A 25094-nucleotide genomic window follows, 5' to 3' on the forward strand; every position below is an offset into this window, starting at 1 on the left:
AAAATTAATTAATGCATTCTTCTAATTTATCCACTAATATATCTATTGAATGGTACCTTTTAACATAAGCCAGCCCATTTCCCCCTATTTTTTCTCTCTCATCTTTAGGCATTTTATATAAGCTTATAATTGCCTCAGCCATAGCTTCCGGGTTTTCCGGAGGAATAGATATTCCTGCAGCTGCTTCAGAAACTATATCATTTCCACACTTACAGGCAAATACTATAGGTTTGCCAGAACATAGGTAGTCAAATAGTTTATTAGAGCTAATACCATATTTGAAAACATCTACACTCTTAAGATTGAAAATTTGAATATCGGAACTTATAAGCAAATTTGGTATATACTTTTTGTCTATATGCTCAATAAAATTTATATTGTTTATTTCTAATTCTTCAACTAGCTGTTGGATTTTGTGTTTCTCAGGCCCATCCCCTACCAGATAAATCCGAATATCTTTATAACCTTTATCACAGATTATTTTTGATGCATATATTAAATTATCCAGCTTGTTTGCCGGACCAACTGAACCGGCATATATACAGTTAAAAAGTGTTTTATCTACTATATTAAGATTGTTGCTCAAATCCTGAGCGTTTTTACTAAACTGCTCTATATTTATACCATTTGGTATGTACACTATTTTGTCTTTACTGATATTATATTTTGATATATATTCATGTGCTAACGGCAATAAAACAATTATCTTTTGAGCTTTTTTATATACAAATCTCTCTATAAATCTAAAGAATATAGCTACCGGATGATTGTTTGAAATAGCACCCATATCAATTAAGGTTTGGGGCCATAAATCTCTGACTTCGCAAATAAATTTAGCACCGGTAAATTTCGATACAAAATATGCTGCTGCACATGCGAATAGATGAACCGAAGAACCGATAACAACATCAGGTTTCTCCATTTTTTTATAAATTCTCAAAGTGCCTATAAAATATGACACCATATTTAGAAATCTTTTAAATCCATTGCCCTCATACCCAGGGCTTGTCCTTAGAAACACGAACCTGACTCCATCTATATCCTCTATAGCATAGCTTCTCTCATCAATTATATAATCCTTTTTGTTAAAGTGATTATATGATGAAGCAAATATCGTAACACCATAACCTCTATCAATGAGCTCACGGGCGAAATCATAATGTCTGGTACCTCCTCCCTGGCCTGGAGGGACAGCGTAATGATTAAAAATCCATAATCTTTTCATGTTGATCTACTCCATTAAAAAAACATCTCATCCATAATTCAAGGCTTATCCATCTCCACAGATGATTATAGTTGTTACTATTAATAATATCATAAAAGTCCTTATAAACTAAAGATGGATTGATATATTTGCTTGATAAGAACTCTTCTTGATTAAATATGCTTCTAAAGAACGCTGCTTGCTCTAATAACCACGTCTTCTCGGCAGTAGCAAAGCCCATTTTGTCCTTTCTAAGCCTTATGCTATCCGGAAGTGTACCTTTCATGACATCCCTGAGTATTGATTTTGACCATCCGTGCTGCAGCTTATATTTATTGGGAATCTGCTTTGCAAACTCTACAATCCTGTAGTCCAAAAATGGCAGGCGTGTCTCAATAGAAAAAGCCATAGAATTTTTATCTTCATATCTCAAAAGGGCTGGTAGGGAAGTTCTTGTCAAATCCATATACATTGCCTCTTCTAAGGATTTTGGTGAAATCATACTTATTTTTTGAGAACTGCAACTGCTAATAAAATCACTATTATAATAGTTTAAAATACCTGCATTATTACTTTTAAGACCAAAAATTTTCTTTATCTTGTTCAAATCAGCCTTAGCATTATAGGATAAATTTGTTTGATCTATGCCCTTTATTATTTGAATTAGAATTTCACTAAAGTTTCTTTGAGTATATAGCTCTTTTATATAATAGAGTCTATACTTCCTATACCCTCCAAATATTTCATCAGCGCCCTGTCCATCTAATATAACCTTTACACCTTCATCTTTTGCCTTCCTCATCAAGCACCATTGTGCAAAAACACTTGTGCTTAAAAATGGTTCTTCTTGATGGTAAACAAGGTTATAAATATCTTTTATCAACCCTGATGAATCAGGAAATAAATAATTTCCGTTTATATTTTGTCTTCTCAATACTTCTTCAATATATTTTCTTTCATCATAAGCCTTATCCTCTGAGCACGATGAAAAAGTATTGACAACACTGCCTTCCAATATATCACTCATAGTACATACTATAGACGATGAATCAATACCCCCGCTTAAACAGCTGCCAATAGGTACATCAGATCTAAGCCGCAGCTCCACAGAGCTTTTAAAAAGCTTTGAAAGCTTATTCTTGCAGTCTGCATAATTCATCGCATTCTCTTCTCTTATGCTATCTATATCCCAGTATTTAATCATATCAATTTTTTTATCATAGCTTACTGTGGCATAATGGCCCGGTTTTAGTTTATAAACACCTGAAAAAAATGTTTTATCATCATAATCTACATATCCATTGATAAGATACTCATAAATGACTTCATCATCCGGCTTAACTTTATATTTCATATACTCTAAAATAGCTTTAATCTCGGATGCAAAAACAAAAACCTCATCATCTTTAAAATAATAAAAGGGCTTTACTCCCAGTCTATCCCTTGCGCAGAAAAGCACTTTGTCACAACTATCCCATATTGCAAAGGAAAACATACCATTTAACTTGCTTAAAAAGCCTTCTTTCCATTCAATATAAGCGTTCAGCAGCACTTCAGTATCAGAATCCGACTTAAACGTATATCCTAAAGACTCCAGATCGCTCCTTAATTCCTTATAGTTAAATATCTCCCCATTGTAAACAATAGCATATCTGCCATCTTGTGAAACCATAGGCTGCTGTGCATCCAGCGATAAGTCTATGATTGAAAGCCTCACATGCCCTAATCCAACCATATCTTCGTCAAAATATTTTCCGCTTCCATCGGGTCCTCTATGTTTAAGCTTGTTAATCATTCTCTCAATAACTTCTTCATCTTTTTTGCCGATCATTCCGCAAATACCGCACATATAAATCACCCATCCACTTTACTTTTCCAGTAGAGTATTGTATAGCCCCAGCAGCTTTTTTTCTTCATAATCCCATGAATATTTATACTTGTTATTTTTCATATTAGCTCTATATTTTTCAAGCAGCTCACTTCTGGCAAATATTTCATCTAATTTCTCTGCTACTATATCAGGTTTAGTAAAATCAACTGTTATTCCAAAGCCTTCTCCTTCAACTATTCTTTCAAGTTCAGGCAACTTATTTGCAATTATCGGAAGCTCCGCTGAAATAAACTCGAAAAGCTTATTAGGAGTACAGTAATAATTATTTAAACAATCTCCTGCATATGGTATAACTCCAATATCAGCAGATTGAGTATATGCTAAAAGCTTATCCTGACCAACTTCATCAATAAAATATACCTTATCATTCAAATTTAGTCTTCTTACTAAACTAATAAGATTACCTCGATAATCACCACTACCCAGCAATACCAATACTGCATTACTTTTTAGATGCTTCATGGAGTACACAAGTTTTTCAATATTCCGTCCTCCAACTATACCTCCCTGGTATAATATTATCCTGGTTTTATATTCTAGTCCCAGTATATCATGTATAATTTTTGATGAAACTTTACTTATATCAGAATATCCGTCAAGCTTATTCATAACAACTACTGCGCTTACTCCATAGGTACTGCTCAAATAGTCCGCAGCAGAATCATTTACTGTAATTATTGCATCAGCACTTTTTATATACTCCATCTCAAGCTTATGCCACTTTCGCTTTTCCATGTAACCAAAGCCTTGCTCACAGTATATCTCATGTGAGTCATATACCACCAAAGAATTATTGATCTTAGCAGCTTTGACGGCTGAAGTAAGCGAAGGCAAATCATGAGCATGGTATATATCAGCCTTCTCCATGACAGCTAATTCCAGTAGGTGACTTTCAAAGTATTTTTCCACATCAATGAAACAGCCATTTACTATATTTCTACTAAAAAACATAAGCTTTGGATGCGAAAACAAAAACTTCTTTAGATGAGAGTACACTTTTCTTAGTATATCGAACCCATTAGATTTTAAATTACTGTTATATCTAAGCACCTTTATGCCCTCATAAGAATCAAGGCCTTCCCAAGGGAAAGCCACGATACTTACTTCAAAACCGTTATCAGATAAAGTTTTCGCTTCTTGTATTATCCTTCTGTCAATCTTCCTATCATGGGTTATCATCGTAATCTTCATTTTTATCTCCATACTAGTCAATAAATGTTCTAAACCAAAGCTCAAGGCATAAAAGCCCCCATGTTACACGGCTAAACTTGCCTTCTCTTCTTACCAAACCTTCAATTTTCTCTGTATTAAATAAGCCTCTGCTTTTAGTCCTATCACTAAGAAGAATATCTTCTACATAATCCTTCAATGAATCTTGATACCATTCAACCAAAGGTACTGGGAAACCCATCTTGTCCTTACGATTTAAAACCTCAGAAGGTATTATGTTCTTAATTGACTCCTTAAACAGAGCCTTGCTCTTTCCGCCTTTAAACTTTATAACCGGCGGTATTGTTGCCAAAAGCTCTGCAATTCTATAATCAAGTAAGGGTAATCTTGATTCTAAGCCGACTGCCATGCTTGTCCTATCCTCAACATTTAGCATTGCCGGCAAGGAACCCTTCATATCAAAATATGTCATTCTGTTAATATATGAATGTACATCTTCTTTATCAAATATAGACTTAAACTCTTCATAAGGTGAATAGCTATAGCTACTCAATACTTCCTGATTAAATATATCCTTCATTCCTGCGCTTCTATCTACCAGCCTATAGTAACGCTCAGCCTGAGAACCAAATAAACCGTCCTTCCAGAAATACTGCAGCATAGGTTTATATGAATGAAGAAGGGGTAAATTCGGCACTATAGAATTCAGGTCAACAGCGTATTTATCCTTATCAGCAGTCTCCCATATAGCACCCCTGATGCATTCCTCCAGGTAAGCCACCAGATATCTGGCATATCCCATGAATATTTCGTCACCGCCCTGACCACCTAAAACAACCTTAACATGCTGACTTGCAAGTTTCGAAACAAAATACTGAGGGAATACCCCAGGGCCTGCACCTGGTTCATCCAAGTAATATATAATATCAGAGAGCACATTTTTAAAATCATCTGCATTAGGAATTATCTCATGATACTCTGTATTAGCAAACTTAGATACGATCTTGGCATATTCAGTCTCATTATACTCCCTGCCTTCGTTAAAAGCACCTGTAAAAGTTTTTAGTCCACCTTCTAGAAGGCTTGAGGCAATACAAACGATAGTACTGGAATCAAGCCCGCCGCTCAGATGGCTGCCAAGGGGCACATCACTTCTTAATCTGATCTTTGTGGCGTCGCTCAAAAGGAACATAAGATTGTCCACAAAGTAATCCTCTGTATGATATGTATCATAATTAAACTTAAGATCCCAATACTGTTGAATTGTGACTTTCATTCCCTGATTTAAATCTAATTTGAGCCAATGTCCCGGATTTAACTTCTTTATACCTTTAAAAAGGGTCTTCTCTCCCAAGGTAAATTGAAATACGATATAGTCTTTAATCCCGTCATAATTTACTTCTTTATCTACAAGGCCTGTAGCCAATATTGCCTTTATCTCAGAAGCAAATATAAACTTGTCCGAATCAGTATAATAATAAAAAGGCTTTACTCCAAATCTATCTCTTGCAGCAAATATTTCTCTTTTTCGCCTATCCCATATAACAAAGGCAAACATACCGTTAAACTTGTCTACACACTTTTCACCATATTCCTCATAAGCATGTATAATTACTTCCGTATCAGAGTATGTCTTTATCTTGTGCCCTCTTTGCAAAAGCTCCTGCCTCAGCTCAAGGTAATTATATACTGCTCCATTGAAGGTAATCCATACTGTCCCATCCTCATTGCACATAGGCTGATGTCCCCCTTGAGGGTCTATAATGCTAAGTCTTTTATGAGCAAGACCTACATTGCCATCTATATGATATCCTTCACCATCTGGGCCACGATGGGCTATGGAGAGGAGCATTTTATCTAAAGTTAATTTTTCAATATTTATATTTTTGTTAATAAGTCCTGCTATTCCGCACATAATAACCCCTCCTAAAAACGCTGAAAACTAATTTATTTTTTGACCTAAATGCTATCTTTACTTAAATTGCTCATTAACTCTTTTTATATTGACTATGCTATTAAATCTATCAATAAACTTACTTGTAATTATTGAAATAGTGATACTGTCTTTATCTAGCATCTCACCCCAATACTTGTTCTTACCGATAACTTTTATTGGATTTTCATATATATAGTTAAATGTTTTAATTCCGTTTTCATATAAATCTTGCCCATATTCTTCACATTCAGAAAGAAAAACTAAAGACCAAATAAATGGTTGGATATCACATAAAATATTCTCTCCCACATTGTATTCAGTATAAAATCTATTTCCATTATCTAATATCTTTAATGTTCCGCCATCTTCTTTCATATTTCCTATCACATTAAGTGATTTCATAGCTATATCCATGTAATTTGATGACATTTCTTTATTAACATATCTTGCAGCTTTTATTAGTACTGCTGCAGAACTGGCTTGTGAAGTGCTTGAAATAAAAGGCTTTGTTGCATCTTGCCTGTTAATTTCTATATTGTTTAGCCAATATGCTTTATCTTCTTTGACAATCGCATTATCGTACAACCACTTAGCATGGTTCATGAAATCCTGTTTTTCATTTTCATCTCCAGTTTCTTGCCATTTATAATATGATAGTAAAGCTTTGTGCCCTACACCAGTTACCCAAATGTGCGCCCCATATCCCGGAGGTACAGGCACTTGAAAATTAACGAAAGAAAAATTGAAATCATATTTTACTATACTATTTTGATCTTTATAATAATCCCAATAGGTTTTAGCTTTGTCACTTGTCCCTCTATACATCTCTAAAAAAAATGATTTTGTACCTTTATAAGTATTAATTGATTCTATAGTTATCATTTTCTCTTCCAACTGCACATTATTAGTCAACATGCCTTGCTTATTAATAATGGCGCAAAGGTTCTCTATTATTACAACTGAACTTGGTGTACATACATATAAATTTCCTAATTTATCAATTTCTAAACGCTTTGGCTTAATGATATTTTTGTACATCTTGTTGGTCAAACATCCAATATATCTATAATTGGAATCAAATATTTGTAACCTATCTTTTTCAGGCTCGCTTACAACTAAGAATTCACCATCCTTGCTATAAGAAATATCATACGGTTTATAGAACCCAATGGGGGATATGATATTATGAGCTGTATTAGTCTGTAGATTTACCTTAAATACAGAGTTATTAAACATATCACATATTACTAGATTGTCGTCATTTGTAAAAACAATACTTGTCGGCATAGAACGCATACTTGTCTCACCAGATAATTTTATTAACTTTTGTACATCACCATATGGTGATGTTATAACTACATTCCCCGGCAAAGTATTGGCCATGGCAATTTTATCCTCACTAATATCAAAATCTTGAAGTCTATAAGTAAATGTGTTGATTGGATTTGTGGGATCAAACTGATGTGTAGTTAATCCCATATATAAATCCATTAATCCGCTTTTATTATAATAATTCAAGCTCCCAGGCTCATCCAATACAACTATTTGATTATTCTTTAATTTGAAGCTCCAAGGGTATATTAAATCTTTAACCACTTGACTTAATTTATTTTGCCGTACATTATATTTATCAACCACTCCGCTATTACTTTTTAGCATATATAGATTAGATTCATCATCTATTTCCAAATCATCTACACTCAATTTTAGTTCTTTTGTTTTGATCCCAGAAATCTCATTAACTATGTCATGTTCTTGCTCATCCAATGCCAGTTCTTCGCCAGCTCTAACAATTGAATACATATAGTCTCCATCAGCATGAAATCTTTGTATTCTATGATTATGTGTATCTCCAACGACAATAGTTCCATCAGTATCCACTGCCACGGCATAAGGGTAATAGAACTGACCTTTTCCTATTCCAAACTCTCCGATACTCTTTTTAAAACCGCCTTCTTTGTCAAATATCTTTATCTGGTGAGCTACTGCGTCAGCTACGTAAACTCTACCACCTGAAACCCAAACAGTAGTTGGGTATTTTAAGTTGTCTTCTTTTTCAATGCTATATCCAAAACTTCTAAGATAATTACCATTTAAATCATACACTATTACAGACGGAACTCCATATAATTCGGTTACATATACCTCATCATTATTAATAAATAAACCGTGAGGGCGAACTAATTTATCCTTAAAAGAATTATTCCATGATTTAACTAATTCTCCAGTACTATTAAACTTCAAAATATACCCATTACCATAAGATGCAACATAAATATTCCCTGCATTATCACAAGATATACCTTCCGGGTCACTCATTAGAGTATTTGTGAACTCACCTAGATAACTATAGTTTTTTGAATCAAGGATGACTATCCTATTATTTCTATAATCAGCTACATATAATTTATTCTTGCATTCAACAATAGCCGCAGGAAGTCTAAAGCTTACATTCTGATTCATCTTTAAATTAGTTAATATTCCCTCAGTAAGTTTTGAAATCCCTGTAGAGAGGTCAACCAAGAATAGCCCTCCCTCTGAATTATAGCAGAAGGCATTCGGGTTAAATATATCTTCATTTATATTATACTTATTTATCAAATCATATCTCCAACTGCTTTTTTTAGCCTTAAATAGTCCAGTGTATGCTAAATCCTCGTATGCTTCAACATAATATATGTTTTTAAAAAACATGTCACTTTTATATACTTCGTGCCCTTTACGCCCTGAAAACGTATCATTAATCGGATTTTCAAAAGAATGATTTAAATCACTTATAGATTTATTATATACCCACCCATTTAAAGGATCAGCCAGTAACCATCTATCACCCACCTTAACTTCTACCATAGCATGATTAAGAGCAAGTCCATTACCAAAAGTTGACTTAACATCTAAAACTCTGAATGGAATATTATTTTGATCAAGATAATATGCAAACCATAGAGCAGTATGACTGCAATTGCCTTTTTTACCGTCTATTACATCCCTTATTGTCATGTCCGAAAACAATGGTTCTGCTGAATATTCTTGAAGTCTATTAAAAATATCCTCTTCTAAAATATATATTAATCTGTCAATAATACTATCTGTATCCTTTTCTCTATAATCTATATCAGAATATATTTGGGTTGATATAATGAAAAATGACAAAAGTAATATTAGTAAAAATAAGCATGTCCTTCTCAATTTCAAAGTTTTCCCTCCTTATAAAATACCATCTCTTATAGCAGTACATTAATTTTTATTTGCCTTAGTAATATTCTGTTCTGCCCATTAGTTTTATTAATTATAAATTTAATTTTCTCACCACTAATATTATTGGGCAGAATAATTTTCTGGTATTGGCCATTTTGATTAACTATATCTTCTTTATATTTAACTTTATCATCTTTTTCTGTGATTTCAATTGTATAGCTAACACCATAGTTTGATTCACTTTCCCATATTAACTCGATCTCTTTAATTTCCTTTTTATTTGATATCTCTAATATGAAAAATTGCGGGAGAATCCCTTCAATTCCTGCAGTATAATCATCATTAGGATTCCCATCAAGTGAGTTTTCGATTTCAAACCCATCATACATTGGAGAGCTATTAATTACTTTTACTTGGCTGGAAATATCTATTAATTTAAGTGAATCGCTTTCTTCAATTACAGGCTTCTTATTTTTATATTGTGATAAATAATACTCCCATTTTTCAGTATATTGTTCAAAGTACCAATCCTTAGTTATATCAGCAATCAATTTAAGTTGATCAACATGAAATTTTTGATAATCTGAACCCATATACCAGCCTAAATCTTGAGGTCTAATAGTTATTGCAGCGGTTTTCCATTTCCCGTCTCCTACACATTCAACAATTGCATTTCTAAGTGGAATAAATTCTAGATTATTACCCTCAGAAATTGATTGAGCCTTTATAGAAAATGTTCCCTTAACATCATCCTTATAATTTATCAATAATTTATGACTTGGTACATCAAAATAATCATCAAACTTCTGCTCTGGTAAAACTCCAAAAAAATATACATTATGTCTTGTAGCGTTCTTTATTGGCTCTTTATTAACCTTGTATCCATTAATAAACCTTCGTGCAGTCTTACCATCAACATTCTCTACTGAAGACCATTCACTACCTGATATTCTCGGATATCCAGCAAAATCATTTGAAGATCCAACATCAACCCTAGTAGCAGTATTCGTTTGTGGGTTTAATAATTCTATGGTGTCAATAGCGGGAGATTTTTCTCCCGAAATCCAATCTATCTGAAACAATATCTCCTTTTTAGGATTATGATCATACTTTGACCAATATCCGGTATCATAAGTATAAAGGTATTTTTTTAAGCTTTTCAAGCCGTCTTCATAAACATCTCCTATAATACTATCATTTAAATACTCATACACATTGTTTAAAGTTACAAGACTTGTCAAATGAGCATTCAAAATATGAGTGTTGTTAGGCACTTCTTCAAACCATATATTATTATTCTTATCAAGTGAGGATATTCCTCCAACTGACGTTGGGTATTTATAAGCATATGCAGCTTTCTTTACAGTTTCCTTATCATTAATTTTCATATATGCATCTATTATATATTTTTGAGAAAATGCGGATTGCCATCCAGGCTTCTGATACACGTCATTATACGCATTTTCAAAGGAAAACCTCCATGTATATCCATCCTTTATTATCACTTTATTTTTATTAAGCCAATTATACGCTGATTCATTACTTATGGTATTAACATTTTCATTAGTTATCCAATTATACTCTCTCCTATAATTTTGACTAAAATTGTTAAGTAAGCTTTTATCCATAAAAAAGTTGTCTGAAAAATATTTAGATCCTTCAATTGCTTGAATAGCTATAGTGTATGGAGAATATCCTGGCTCTCCGCATTCACTTTTCCCATCCCACATACCATTAATAAATTTTGTTCTTTTACCTGCTAAATGCTGACGAACAGCACCTTCTTTATCAAGTGAAAATAAAGGTATGGACGGTGTCTGTTTTAGGACTTCTTGAACATTATTTTTAACATACTTTATCTTTGTTAAATCTATAGAATTCATATTAAAATAAGCAGTAGATATATTATACCACGCACTAAGTTCATCATAGTACTTCGTTAATTCCTTTAAATATAAAACATGCTTATCAGAATAAAAACTTCCAGTCCAAAATCCCAAATCAGATGGTCTTATTGGAATTTTCCATTGTCTCCACTTACCGGAACCTGTCAATAGTAAATCTCCATCCCGTAAATCTCTAAATGCAGTTCCTTCGCAAATTGAACGCATTTGAACTGAAAGATTACCTTGTATTTCATCTTTATACTCTATCGTCAGCTCAAGCCAGTCTTCTCTTAGGTTATCAGTCCACTCCATAGGCAACTTTAAATAAAAGTAAGTATATGGCGAATGCATTTCTCCATCATTTCCTTCAGCAACCGATACAGGAACTACAGGTTTTAACCTTCTTACCGTCCTTCCATCTATTTCTTCTATCTGTCCCCAATCATTACCTGCTATTCTGAGTTCTCCTTCTGGGTCACTATTTCCTACATCTAGTATGGCTTCCTTGCCGCTTATTGGATCTCTATGAGTAATTTTATCTATCGGAATATCTGCAAGCTTGTATCCATATGGATTTGTAAATCTAAAAAGAAGCTCATTCTTCTTAGGGTTAAGGTCATACCTTAACCAATATCCGTTATCATATTTAGGCAGCCATCTATTTAAAGTTTCAGCTCCTTTAGATGCCCACTCGTCAATGATCTTATTATTGCTGGCAATAGCCAATTTCTTAAGTGCTATTACAGCTCGCATATGTCCATTTAACACATGAGTAGGATTTTCAGCAGGAACTGGTATCTCCTCGAACCATATATCGTTACCTTTCTGAAATAGCAATCCACCGTCATTAATGTCTCTATATAAAACTTTTGATGCTTTCTCAGCTATCTCTAAATGCCTTATATCTTTATCAGTATCATAAGCTGCCACAAGAGCTTCAATCCCCACTGCCTGTGCAAAAGCACTATACCAAGGTGCTTTGATATTCACATCGTTATATGTGCTGTCAAATTTGTATAGCCATACATAATCACCATTCGAATTCTTTTCTAAATTCTCCTCTAACCACTTTATGCATGCTTGAAACTTAGTTAAGTCCTTATCAACTTCTTTATCATAAAAAGATTCATTACCCGAGTATTGTAATGCATACATGCCTACCCATCCAGGATGTCTTACTTCTCCTACTCCCTTTATTTTTAATATAGGAACTCCGTTTTTATCAACTGAATGCTCAGCATTATTAACATCTGTTTGATTCATAGCTATGTCGTCTTTTACAATCCCCCCCTTAATTACACTATTTGCATCGGAACAAGCTGCAAGCGTAATGGATATAAGTATTACTGAAATCAAAATAAATGCAATTTCATACTTTCTAATTTTATTATTTCTTATATTATAAAAACCAAACATATTAACATCCCTCATAACTATATTTATGTATATTACATTGTAGATACTTTTTCAAATTGATTGAAATCTTTTATGTATTTGCAGTATTCATCTATAAGTTTCTGTTTTTCAGCTTCCCAACAAACTAAATCCGATAATTTATTTAAGTTATATCTATACTTCTTCAAATCTATTTCATCACTAAAGATTGAGTCTATAGCCCTTGCTATGTTTCGAGGATTAGAAAAATCTTCTACCTTCCCTATTTCATTATCTTCCAGTACCTTTTTTATGAAAGGTAAATCATTAGCCAATATTGGCAATCTCGCTTGGATATACTCATATAACTTATTTGGTGAGCAATAATATGTATTTTTATCTACTGCAGGATATGGAATAATACCTGCATCTGCCGAACATGTATATCTTAATAATTCCTGCTGAGGTACAGCATCCATGAATATAACTTTTTTATCAAGCTTACTCCTTCTTGCTATATTTTTTAAAACTTCTCCAAAACTTCCAAAGCCTAACATCACAAGTACTACGTCAGTGTTCATTACATACTTCATACTCTTAACTAAATTTTCAAGGTTTCTTTTTGCTAAAAAGCCACCTTGAAACAAAAGAATTTTTTTATTCTCACCAATACCCAATTTCTTTCTTAAAATATCATTATCTTTGCATGTCTCATATTCATTCCACCTATCTATAGCATTTTGTATAACCAGAGGCTTGTCTATATTCTTTTTATATTTATTCCCATATTTCTCTATCATACAATTCCCTAAAAGTTCATTTGGAACAATCCAAAAATTAACATTAGGTAATATCTCCGCTTCAACTTTTTCTAACTGTTTGGCATACTTTTTCATAAGAGTGCATTGTTCTGTATAATTCTCATGTGCATCGTATATTAATGGAATACCTTTTTCTTGAGCTATTATAGAGGCAGCTTTAAGTGATGGCAAATCATTGGCTATTATTATATCAGCATCTTCTTTGATACCAGCATTGAAGAAAGCCATATCAAAGTTTGGAAAAAAGTTAATTTTTAAAAGCCTAACAAAAAATAAAGCTATTCTGTATATGAAATTTACTAATTGTTGCATAAATACAATAGTCTTTGTGCTAACAAAATTCATAATCTTAATGTTTAATGAAACAACTTTATTATTCATATGCTTTATAGGTTTAAGACTGCTTGTCTCATCAATATATATAGCACTTTTGTTATAATATGTATTTAATGCTTTGTTTCTTTTAACCGCTAAACTATTGATATCTGCATGAAATTTCTTATATAGCTTGACCAACAAATTATCATAATTTATATCTTTTGAATCTATTCTTTTTACTCTTATATTATCAGAAATATATCCTGACAAAAAATTATCTCCTTGATAAGGTACCCCAACTATTGTAACCTTATGCCCAAACTCCACTAAAGCATTAGCCTGAAGCACAATCCGTCTGTCAATGTCAGTATCGGGAGTTAAAATTAAAACATTCATGCTTGCTCTCCCTTCTTAAAAATAAAGTCACATAACTTTCTATTATTTAGCTTTTCAATTGTTTCCTTCATTCTTTTGATATCACTATCTTTTTCTTTTATTTGATATATAAAATCTGACATTCTTAAGTCAAGTTCTGCAATTTTATCTTTTAGATCTTTTATTTCAACACGGCTTAAACTTAATTCTTCATTAAGCGTAGCTATTCTATCCCTATATTCCTTTGAAACAATCTCATAATTGCTATTAATTCTATTTAAATCATCCAACATTTTTATCATAGCATGTAACTCGGATTGCATTTTTTCTTTTTCTTCAAATTCTTTTAAAATAATCTCATAATTGCTATTAATTTTATTTAAATCTTTTAGCATTCTTATCATAATTTGTAACTCGGATTGTATTTTCTCTTTTTCTTCAAGCTCCTTATTTCTCAATTCATGCAACAAGTCAATAATAGTTTTGGATTTATCATTTATGCTTGATGCTAAAACTCTATTACCTATGAGACCCTTATTGCATACCTCTTTAAGTAAGTTATAGTCAAAATTATTCTGAAAAAGTTTATAGACCTTAGATTTCATATCATTATTATATATCTTGCTAGCGTTTATGGCTTCATTAAAATACGGATCATTAAATACCCATTTATATATATGTGTTTCAAATAAGCCATCATCTATTTTATATTTATCAAGATTTACTACAATATTTTCAAATAATAAGCCAAACCCTTTTGCATCATTTATGCCTTCTACATGTATAATAGTATCACTTAACATTGCTTCATTTAGCTCTAATTCATAAAACTTATACATATCATCAGCAAATTCTTTATCGCATAATTCATTTAATGTATTTTCAAGAATGTAACTTCCATCAATGAGTATCTTATCTATATAATAAGTGGGCTCAATCTCTTCATTATAACAAACAAGATCAAATATATATCCTTCATCTAAACAATCAATGTTAGGTGGAACACTGAATACAGATGTTTTCCACATGGAATCATTTTTGCATTCAAGGTCACCCAAGCGTATATAAGAATCATTTTTATCATAAACTTGAAGAGTAAGCGGTACTTCAGAACAATCTTTGTAGGATATTGTAATATTGAAACCGTCCTTTGTAAACTCAGGAATGATAAAAACAGCATGATTAGGCGATTCATTTTTTTTAATATACCGCCTAGCTAATCTGTCATCTATTAGCTGGATGCTTCCCCAATTTATATTTTCATTATCAATTATATAGGGATGAATACTAAATTTCTTAGTATCTAACCTGCTATTATAATTAGAACCAATAGCTATATCATAGCAACCCTTGTGCATTAATCTAGCTTTACTATCAATTTTCTCATTTTCTCTTTTATCAGTTTTTATGTAAAAAAACAACTTATCTTTATCAAATCCATCATTCCAACCGCTATGGCAATTCTTTGCTTTAAATAGTAATAGCATCTCATTTCTTGTTGGCATGTAATTAGAGTTCATTCTAAGGTTTTCATTAAAACATTCTTTTCTTAATTTATCTAATCCCCCTATTGCCTCAATTCCTTGCTTAACAGTTTCAGATGAGCTGCATAAAGGGCATACTGCTCTATCCCAGATATGAAAATTATTATTCGCTATACGATCAACTTTATCCACCGCATCACAATAAAATGGCCAAGAATCACCGCTGAATCCTATGCTACATAAACTAAATTTTTTTGTTCCGATTTCATCTACAATTTTCTTTATATCCAATGAACGCAAATGCCAATTTATATGGTATTCGCAACCACATTCTGAGCATTTTGCTTTTGCAAGCTCTAAGTCCTCCATATATGGGGCAGCTATCATTATGTATTTTCTTGCAACTCTTTGCATCTCATTCAATCCATTACGGTATATGTCAATTGACAAATGTTCAATCGTATCAGTCGAAAGAAGCAAATCAAAAGCATCATCATCAAAAGGCAGTTTATCTATTGAACCTACCTTCGTGTCTCTATCCACATATTTTAGAGCTTCGTCGCTTATATCCAACCCACACACATGCTTATCATTGGGTAGCTGATTAGTAATTACTCCATTACCACAACCCACATCTAAAATTGATTCAATATCTTCAGGAAGCATACTTAAAACTTTGTCTAAGAGAAGCTTTTGCTCAGGAGCAGCATCACCGCTCCATAATTCTGAAGCATTATAGTATTTTAATGTATTATCATTCAACATATCTTATATTCCACCTTACTGGATGATTTATTAGGCCTAACTCTGTATTAATACCAAAAGGCTGTTCAATTTTTAGTTTGTACTTTCTATCATGCAAATCATAGGCTTCCGGTTCTGCCGCATCAAGAAGATTAAGCTCTTTAAAAATTGCTATTGATATTATGTATTCACCTCTGCCAATCAAAAGAGGATCAAATATGACATCAACAGATCCTCTGCCATTTAACTTGTCAATAATAAAATTATCTTTATTAGAAATAAGTTGTGATATACATGTGCCATCGTATTTATATAAAGCAACTACGAAAACAGGGTTAATAATATTTTGAGACGCAATATACGATATTCTACATATCATCTTTTCACCAGTTATAAAAGTATATTTAGGAATTTCATTTTCATCCATAAATTTAACATCACCTATTATTATTTCTCCGCTTCCATATATATCATTAGTATTTCTATCAATTTTATCAAGACTCTTTTCTTTTATTATATTATTATTCTTAACATTGACTGTTTTATGACTTTCTTCTTTTACTACCTCTTTGTTTTTATAGCCTAAATAAATAGAATCAATACTGCATTTGCTTTTTTTCCATTTGCCATCATTTATATTCTGTAGCTCACCTATTTTCACATAGGATTGCCCATTATATAATTCTAGTATTACTTTTTCGTTTGTAACATCTTTATATCCAATTTCAATTTCATAGTTTGATTTGTCTAAAGCATTACTATCTTCTACAATATTTACAACGAACACAGCATGCTTATATATACCGCCAACATTTTCAAAACTTCTAATACATCTACCATCATATTTTAGTGGTTCAGACCAGTTTATCGTCCCTTTGCTAGTGAGAAGAAAAATACTTCTAGTGTTATCATTATCCATGGCATCTCCTAGTATTAACTCATCAATCATAACACCGTTCTTATATAATGATATTTTATTTATTGGATGTTTTTCTTTAGGCTCTCCATCTTGAGTAATGAAATGAAATAGAAGCTGAGTAGAATCATTATTTTCAAAAGCCTTTACAACATTTCTTTTGAGTTTCATATTTTCTGCCTTTAACCTTAGTTCCTCTTGTTTACGTACTGAGGCTAAGTAAGCTTTTGAAACATCTATAATATCGCCTTGCATTAATAGCTTTCCATTGTCAATCCAAATTGCATGGGTACACATCTTCTGAACAGAAGAAATATCATGAGATACAAATAAAACAGTAGTTCCACCTTCCGTAAGCTTTTTCATTCGCTCTATACATTTATTCACAAAATAAGTATCCCCTGCACCTAAAACCTCATCAATTATTAAAATTTCAGGTTCTATTGATGTAGCTACAGAAAATGCCAGCCTTGCATACATTCCAGCTGAATATGTTTTTACAGGTTTATCTATAAAGTCTTCAAGCTCAGAAAAATCTAGTATATCATCATACCTCTGTTCTGCCTCTTTTTGATCAATACCCATATATGCTAATGAAGCATATATGTTTTCTCTGCCAGTAAATTCTGGATGGAACCCTGTGCCTAATTCTAGTAAAGCTGATATTTTACCATTTATTGTTATTTGCCCGTTTGTAGGTTTTATATTACCGGTTATTATTTTTAAAAGGGTGCTTTTCCCTGCTCCATTCCGTCCCAAGATACCTAATTTCATACCCTTAGGTATCTTAATGCCAACATCTTTTAAAGCCCAAAACTCATCATAAGAGTTTCTGTCCATAAACAGTTTTAGGTTCAGCAAATCAAGTATACGATCTCTTTTTTTGTGATAAATTTTATACATTTTTGACAGATTTTCTATAGTAATAGAATAATCATCATTAGCCTTATACATAATCAGCAAACACCACTTTCAATCGTGAAAATACAAAGTACCCCAAATAAAATACAAATACTGAAACTGATAAAAATATTGAGAAATCATATATGCCAGGCAGTCTATTAAACATTAGAATATCTCTTAACATAGTTATCAAATAATATAAAGGATTTGCCTTCATATATGGTAGAATCTGAGGAGAAATCATTTCATTCGTATATGCTATAGGTGAAACCATCATAAGCATTATTAAAACAACTGTAATTATCTGACCTATATCTCTAAAAAAAACATTTAAACTTGCTAATATCCATACTAAACCAGTAGAAAAAACAATCTGTAATATTAATAGAATGGGCAAAGCTAATACCGCTAAACCCATATATCCTTTAACTATAAGTACTAACATAAGCAAACCCATTCCAATCAATTGAGATATCATACTTGCAAATACAACTTTGACAGGAATAAGTTCAACAGGAAACAATGTATTCTTCAAAAGACTTGAGTTTGAAGTAACTGAATTAACTCCCGTACCTATTGCTTCTGAAAAACCGAACCATGGAATTAAACCACAAAATATCAGCAATACATAGTCAAAAGTGCTCATTGTATTTAGTCGTATTTTAAATATAACAACATACACGATAAAGTAGACACTTAAAAATAGTATGGGATATATAAAAGCCCATAGAATACCTAAAAAAGATCCTGCATATTTAGCTTTTATATCGTTGATTGTTATAGATTTAATTATTTTTCTATACTCCCATATGAGCTTAAATGGTTCCAGCAATTTATGTCACCTCTTTCAGGAAAGGATTACTTTAACCTAGCCTCAATTATATCTCCTATTATTCTTGAAGCATCTCCATTACCATAGCAATCAGTATGTTTCAGAGTATTAAAATTCCTCGTTTTAAACATACTTGCTGCATCTTTAATAGTCTCTGAGTTAGATTGAGATAAAATATTCCATCCACTTTCCACCGTCTCTATCCATTCAGTTTCAGTCCTTAGTGTTATACATGGCGTCTTTAAAAAGTAAGCTTCTTTTTGTACGCCACCGGAATCAGTCATTATAATCTTTGCATGCTTCATGGCCATTATCATATCTAAATATGCAAGAGGTTCAATTATTTTTATATTTGAGTCATTAATAAATGCAAATAAATTAGCATTATTCTTTATAATGTTTCTTGTCCTCGGATGAAGCGGAACAATAATAGGCCATTCCAGCTCTGAAAATGCTTTGAATATATTAGTCAAATTCTCAATATTGTCTGTATTCTCGGCTCTATGTATTGTGGCTAAAATATATTTTTGGGGCGCAACATTAATATCTGCTAATATATTTGACTTAATCTCGGCTATTTTCAGGTTATAAAGCAATGCATCAAGCATAACGTCTCCTACATTATAGACGCCTTTCGTTATTCCTTCTTTTGCTAAGTTATCTACAGCATTTTGTGTAGGGCAAAAAAGCATCGTAGCCAAGTGATCTGTAAGTATACGGTTTTGCTCCTCCGGCATGTGCATATTATAGCTTCTAAGACCTGCTTCTATATGTATCACAGGTATATGCAGTTTGCTTGCAGCAAGTGCGCCTGCCAATGTGGAGTTTGTATCACCATACACAAGCATTGCGTCAGACTTTTCATTTAACAGAACTTCTTCTATCTTCATAAGCATTTCGCCTGTCTGCTTGCCATGATGACCAGAACCCACATTCAAATTATAGTCAGGTTTTGGTATGTTCAACTCTTCAAAGAATATATCCGACATATTCTTATCGTAATGCTGTCCTGTATGTACAAGTATTTCTTCATGATTTTTTCTTAGCTCTCTCGAAACAGGAGCAGCCTTTATAAATTGAGGTCTTGCACCTACAACTGTTACTATTTTCAAGTTCTACACCTCAGCTATTCATTGATTTTTTAAAAGTTGGCTGTCAGGTACTCTTTTATATGGTTTTGCAGGATTACCTACAGTTATTTTTTCAGGCTCTGTATCTTTAGTTATTACACTGCCTGCACCTACCAGACTATCTTCTGCAATTACTTTCCCTGGCAGTATTGTTGCTTGAGCACCTATTCTTCCGCCTTTTCTTACTGTCACACCTTTAAAATGCTTAAATCTTTCTTTGTCTCTGCCTGCGTAGTTATCATTGGATGTAACTACGCCCGGAGCTATAAATACATAATCTTCAATATCTGAATACGCCGTAATGTATACGTTTGTTTCAAGCTTACAATAGTTGCCTATATTGCAGTAGTTTTCTATTGCAACTCCTCTGCCTATAATAGTTTTTTCTCCTATAGCCACGTTTTCCCTTATTGTTGATAGATCAGCAATCAAGGAGCTTTGTCCAATTTTACAGCCCGCATAAATAACAACAGATGTTCCTATTATCATGTTATCTCCTAATCGGCATGGAGGCTGCAGCTTATCATCTGAGGTTGCAGAGGTCACGGCTTTCATCGGCTGCTTCCCGATTACCGTATTATCATCTATTCTTGTATTACATCCAATAATGCTGCCCTTATATATAGTTACATTATTACCGATTATACAGTTGTCACCTATAGTAACATCATCCTCTATAATTATAAAATAACCAACCTTCACATTTTGTCCTAGTTTAGATTTTGGACTTATAAAGTTCATATGGCACCTACCTCTTTATCTTATATCACTATTTTTCATTTCAATTGTTGAAAACTCTAATCCTTCATATTTTACAGGCATTCCGGTTTTCTGGGATTTATATGCAGCTAATATTATCTGCATGGCTTTGATCCCTTCTTTTCCGCTTATCAAAGGCTGCTTATTCATTATGATTGCATCAATGAAATCTTTATATAAAGGAATATGCCCAAAGCCATAAACAGTGTCCGGATCATCATCCTTAAATGAGGTAAGCGCTGCTTCATCCTCTAACTCATCAGCAAATTGCCATGTTTCAATCTTGTTTACAGCTAGTCCGCCAATACATACCGTACCTGTTTCACCGAATATGCTTAAAGTTTCTTCCAAATTTTTAGGATAAACGCAGGCAGTGCCTTCGACAATACCAATAGCTTTATTCTTGAATCTAATAATGATAGCGCCAAAGTCTTCTGCATCTATGCTCCTGATATAATTGCCGGTTTGCGCATAGATTGTATCTATTTCTCCACCCATCATCCATTGGAGAAGATCAATATTATGTATGCATTGATTCATTAGAGTACCGCCATCTTGCTCCCAGGTTCCTCTCCACGGAGCTTGCTTATAATAGCCCATATCCCTGGACCAAAGTATCCTTGCTGTTCCATTTATCAGTTTTCTAAAGCGTCCTTTATCTATGGCTTCTCTTAGCTGCTTTATAGGCAAATTAAATCTATTTTGGTGGCATACTGCTAATTTTACTTTGTTTTGTTCTGCTGCAGCTATCATGTTTTTTGCATCAGCAGTTGACAAGGCCATTGGTTTCTCAACAAGCACATGCTTGCCTAGGTTTAAACAATATATTGAGATTTCTGAATGATAACCGCTTTCTGTAGTTATTGCTATCGCATCAATAGGCACTTCATCAAGCATCTTTCTATAATCGTTATATACAAGGGGTTCTATTCCGCATAAGTTGTAATATTCTTCTGATCTCTTATTTGCTCTTTCTATAACGATATCGCATACAGCAACTAACTCTGCTTCTTCAAAATTCTTCGCTAAGCCTTCTATATGCTTGTACGATATTCTCCCGCACCCTATTATGGCAAATTTCAATTTCTTCATTACAAACCTCCTAGAGCAGCTCTATATTTTCTCTTTCTTCTACGTTCTTCATAGCATTCTTGGTATCAAATATGAACTTTGAGTTCTTTTGTATAAATTCATAATCATAACAGCTGTGCATTGTTGTTATAACAACCAAGTCAGCACTTTGAAGATTCTCTGCAGTCAACTCAACAGAACAATATTCACATGCTTTATATTTACAAGTTGGAATGTATGGGTCATTATATACTACTATTGATCCTTCTTTTTTAAAATTTTCCATAACCTTCAAAGCTGGACTCTCTCTGCAATCATCGATATCCTGCTTATATGCAACTCCTAATATAAACACCTTTGATCCATTAAGGGGTTTTCTAAATCTATTCAATATTTTAGAGGCTCTCTCTACTACATATTGAGGCATGAAGTTATTTATCTCACCTGAAGTCTCAATAAGCCTTGTGTGATAATCATATTCTCTAACTTTCCATGTTAAATAATATGGATCTAAGGGTATACAATGACCACCTAAACCAGGTCCAGGATAGAATGCTTGAAATCCATAAGGCTTTGTCTTGGCAGCTTCTATTACTTCCCAAACATTTATACCCATCTTGTTGCATATTATAGCCATTTCATTTGCTAGTCCAATATTTATATTTCTATATGTATTCTCAAGAATCTTTTCCATCTCTGCTACCGCAGGGCTTGACACCTCAAATACATCTGTTTGGAGTATGTTCCTGTATAAAGCAGCTGCTATTTCCGTGCTATCTTTGCCTATACCGCCAACTACTTTAGGAGTATTTTTAGTCTTATATTGGATGTTTCCCGGATCTACTCTTTCCGGTGAGAAAGCCAAAAAAAAGTCTTCCTCACATTTGAGTCCTGATGTCTTTTCTAATATAGGTTTTAATAGTTCCTCTGTTGTCCCGGGATATGTAGTGCTTTCAAGAACAACCAACATACCTCTATGCAAGTATTTAGCAACGTCTTCAGTTGATTTTTTTACATAAGTGATATCAGGCTGTTGATACTCATCTAAAGGAGTAGGTACACATATTGCTACACAGTCAACATCTTTGATGAATGAAAAGTCCGATGTAGCCTTTAGAAAGCCTTCTTCTACTGTGACAGCTACTTCATCATCCAATATATCTCCAATGTAGTTATGTCCTGAGTTGACAAGATTAACCTTTGATTCCTGCACATCAAATCCAATAGTCTTATAGCCGGCTTTGGCTTTCTCAACAGCCAGCGGCAGTCCTACATAGCCAAGACCAACTACGCCTACAATAGCGGTTTTGTCATTTATTTTCTTAAGCAACTGCTCTTTTATGCTCATTTAATTATTTCTCCCATCTCAATTTGTCTATTTAAAGAAGTTATTAATAGTTGCAATTACATGTTCCTGTTCGTCTGCTGTCATCTCAGGAGATATTGGGATAGATATTACTCTTTTGCAGGCTTTTTCTGTATTGGGAAAATCACCTTTTTTATAGCCAAGAGACTTATATACCTCCTGTAAATGCAACGGAACAGGATAATATATACAGGTGCCTATTCCATTGGCTTTCATATAATCTTCAAATTGTTTCCTGTCACCAACTTCTATGGTATATTGATGATAAGTATGATATTGCTCATATGTTGCTTCTTTTGGCACTTTCACCTTTAATTTTTCATTATACCTATGAGCAATCTCCCTTCTTCTTCTGTTCCACTCGTCAAGATATTTAAATTTAACATTTAAAATTGCAGCCTGCAGCTCATCTAAACGGCTATTATACCCGAACATGCTGTGATAATATTTAGGGTTAGAACCATGCGCTCTAAGTATCTTTAATTTAGCTGCCAGTTCTTCATCGTCAGTAACTATCATGCCCCCATCACCATATCCGCCTAAATTCTTAGTAGGATAGAATGAAAAGCATCCTGCTATACCGAAGCTTGAGCTCTTCTTCCCCTTATATTCACTACCGATTGCTTGACATGAATCTTCTATTATGTATAAATTGTGCTTTTCAGCTATTTTCATCATTTTGTCCATATCACACATTTGGCCGAAAATATGTACAGGAATTATTGCCTTTGTTCTCTCTGTTATCTTTTCTTCAATTTTATCTACATCTATCAGGTATGTATCAGGATCTATATCAGCAAAAACTGGCTTAGCCCCTACTTTAGATGCTACCTCTGCAGATGCAATAAACGTAAATGGCGTGGTAATTACTTCATCGCCTTCACCAACATTCAAAGCTTTTAATGTTAGCTCTAGAGCATCTGTTCCATTAGCAACGCCTATGCCATACCTTACATTGCAGTAAGCCGCTATCCTATTCTCTAACTCTTTCAAGTTAGGACCAAGTATAAATTGGGTTGATTCCAAGACCCCTTGAATTGCTTGACCAATTTCATCCTTTAAATTAGTATATTGTCTTTTGAGATCTAAAATCGGAATATTAATAACAATCGCCCCCTTATATAATATGAACTAAAGCTACAGTACCTGAAGCAAGTTTTGAACTCTGCAGCCTTTTTCTAGAAGTTCCAAATATCGACTCTCGTTAAGTACCACAACATAACAATGTGTGTAATCATCTATTTTGTTGACACATGATATATCTCCGGCTCCTAATTCCTGTATGGCTGTTCTGGTTATCTCACTTAACTCATCGTTTTCCATCAAGACAGTCACTTGCCCTACTTTTTTTGATAAAGAAAGCAAATAAGATTTTATACTTTCTTTCGTTTTGTTTATATAGTTATAATGAATTTTTATATAATTATAAGTCTTGTTAACCTTTTCAAGCATGCCCTTCGGAGTTAACATATAAACTATACGGTTAGCCGGTATCTTCTCAATCTTAATTAAGCCTTCTCTGACCATCTTCGATAATAAAATATTTACACTGCCTAATGATAGCCCTGTGAGCTTTGAAAGCTGTCTTTGGGTAATATTATAATTCTCGTGAATGCTCTCAAGTATTATAAATTCTCTATCCATATTTTATCCCCTCGTTCATGTTTTGAACACCTAATCCTATAATATATATAATCAGAATATTTGTCAACAAAC

The 25094-nt window shown here is 33.2% G+C and carries 16 protein-coding genes; all 16 read right to left on the reverse strand.

The window, feature by feature from the left end; genetic code table 11:
* Positions 1–4: 4 nt before the first annotated feature.
* Entirely contained in the window at positions 5–1225 is a 1221-nt protein-coding gene (locus tag AC4HCY_RS20530; RefSeq protein ID WP_491095051.1) for a glycosyltransferase family 4 protein, read from the reverse strand.
* A complete protein-coding gene (asnB, locus tag AC4HCY_RS20535) occupies positions 1203–3053 on the reverse strand; it encodes an asparagine synthase (glutamine-hydrolyzing) (RefSeq protein ID WP_255226681.1) in 1851 nt (616 codons plus the stop codon). Before asnB (AC4HCY_RS20535) ends, AC4HCY_RS20530 begins: the two co-directional genes overlap by 23 nt.
* An 18-nt stretch (positions 3054–3071) precedes the next feature.
* On the reverse strand, positions 3072–4286 hold the full coding sequence (locus AC4HCY_RS20540) for a glycosyltransferase (protein ID WP_491095052.1): 1215 nt from the start codon (positions 4284–4286) through the stop codon (positions 3072–3074).
* A gap of 13 nt (positions 4287–4299) precedes the next feature.
* Positions 4300–6180: an asparagine synthase (glutamine-hydrolyzing) gene (gene asnB, locus AC4HCY_RS20545; protein ID WP_255226679.1), complete on the reverse strand. Its 1881-nt coding sequence runs from the start codon at positions 6178–6180 to the stop codon at positions 4300–4302.
* A 57-nt stretch (positions 6181–6237) separates the two neighbouring features.
* Positions 6238–9396, reverse strand: a complete 3159-nt coding sequence (locus AC4HCY_RS20550) for a D-glucuronyl C5-epimerase family protein (RefSeq protein WP_255226678.1) — start codon at positions 9394–9396, stop codon at positions 6238–6240.
* A 29-nt stretch (positions 9397–9425) separates the two neighbouring features.
* A complete protein-coding gene (locus tag AC4HCY_RS20555) occupies positions 9426–12701 on the reverse strand; it encodes a D-glucuronyl C5-epimerase family protein (protein WP_255226677.1) in 3276 nt (1091 codons plus the stop codon).
* Positions 12702–12733: 32 nt separating this feature from the next.
* Entirely contained in the window at positions 12734–14194 is a 1461-nt protein-coding gene (locus AC4HCY_RS20560) for a glycosyltransferase family 4 protein (protein ID WP_255226676.1), read from the reverse strand.
* Complete coding sequence (locus tag AC4HCY_RS20565) at positions 14191–16422, reverse strand: methyltransferase domain-containing protein (RefSeq protein WP_255226675.1); 2232 nt, start codon at positions 16420–16422, stop codon at positions 14191–14193. Before AC4HCY_RS20565 ends, AC4HCY_RS20560 begins: the two co-directional genes overlap by 4 nt.
* A complete protein-coding gene (locus AC4HCY_RS20570; RefSeq protein WP_255226674.1) occupies positions 16412–18271 on the reverse strand; it encodes an ABC transporter ATP-binding protein in 1860 nt (619 codons plus the stop codon). The genes AC4HCY_RS20565 and AC4HCY_RS20570 overlap by 11 nt, the downstream gene beginning before the upstream one ends.
* Entirely contained in the window at positions 18264–19052 is a 789-nt protein-coding gene (locus AC4HCY_RS20575; protein ID WP_255226673.1) for an ABC transporter permease, read from the reverse strand. Before AC4HCY_RS20575 ends, AC4HCY_RS20570 begins: the two co-directional genes overlap by 8 nt.
* Before the next feature lie 26 nt (positions 19053–19078).
* Positions 19079–20164, reverse strand: coding sequence for a non-hydrolyzing UDP-N-acetylglucosamine 2-epimerase (gene wecB, locus AC4HCY_RS20580; protein ID WP_255226672.1), 1086 nt, complete (start codon positions 20162–20164; stop codon positions 19079–19081).
* An 18-nt stretch (positions 20165–20182) separates the two neighbouring features.
* Positions 20183–20923, reverse strand: coding sequence for an acyltransferase (locus AC4HCY_RS20585; protein WP_491095053.1), 741 nt, complete (start codon positions 20921–20923; stop codon positions 20183–20185).
* Positions 20924–20938: 15 nt separating this feature from the next.
* Positions 20939–22033, reverse strand: coding sequence for a Gfo/Idh/MocA family protein (locus AC4HCY_RS20590; protein WP_491095054.1), 1095 nt, complete (start codon positions 22031–22033; stop codon positions 20939–20941).
* A gap of 10 nt (positions 22034–22043) precedes the next feature.
* Positions 22044–23360: a nucleotide sugar dehydrogenase gene (locus tag AC4HCY_RS20595; RefSeq protein ID WP_491095055.1), complete on the reverse strand. Its 1317-nt coding sequence runs from the start codon at positions 23358–23360 to the stop codon at positions 22044–22046.
* A gap of 27 nt (positions 23361–23387) precedes the next feature.
* The gene (locus AC4HCY_RS20600; protein ID WP_491095056.1) at positions 23388–24404 is read right to left on the reverse strand and encodes a DegT/DnrJ/EryC1/StrS family aminotransferase; all 1017 of its coding nucleotides are present in this window, start codon (positions 24402–24404) and stop codon (positions 23388–23390) included.
* 111 nt (positions 24405–24515) lie between these two features.
* Positions 24516–25022: a winged helix-turn-helix transcriptional regulator gene (locus AC4HCY_RS20605; protein ID WP_255226668.1), complete on the reverse strand. Its 507-nt coding sequence runs from the start codon at positions 25020–25022 to the stop codon at positions 24516–24518.
* Positions 25023–25094 lie beyond the last annotated feature (72 nt).

It is taken from the genome of Lutispora sp. QWL-02 (assembly GCF_058315355.1).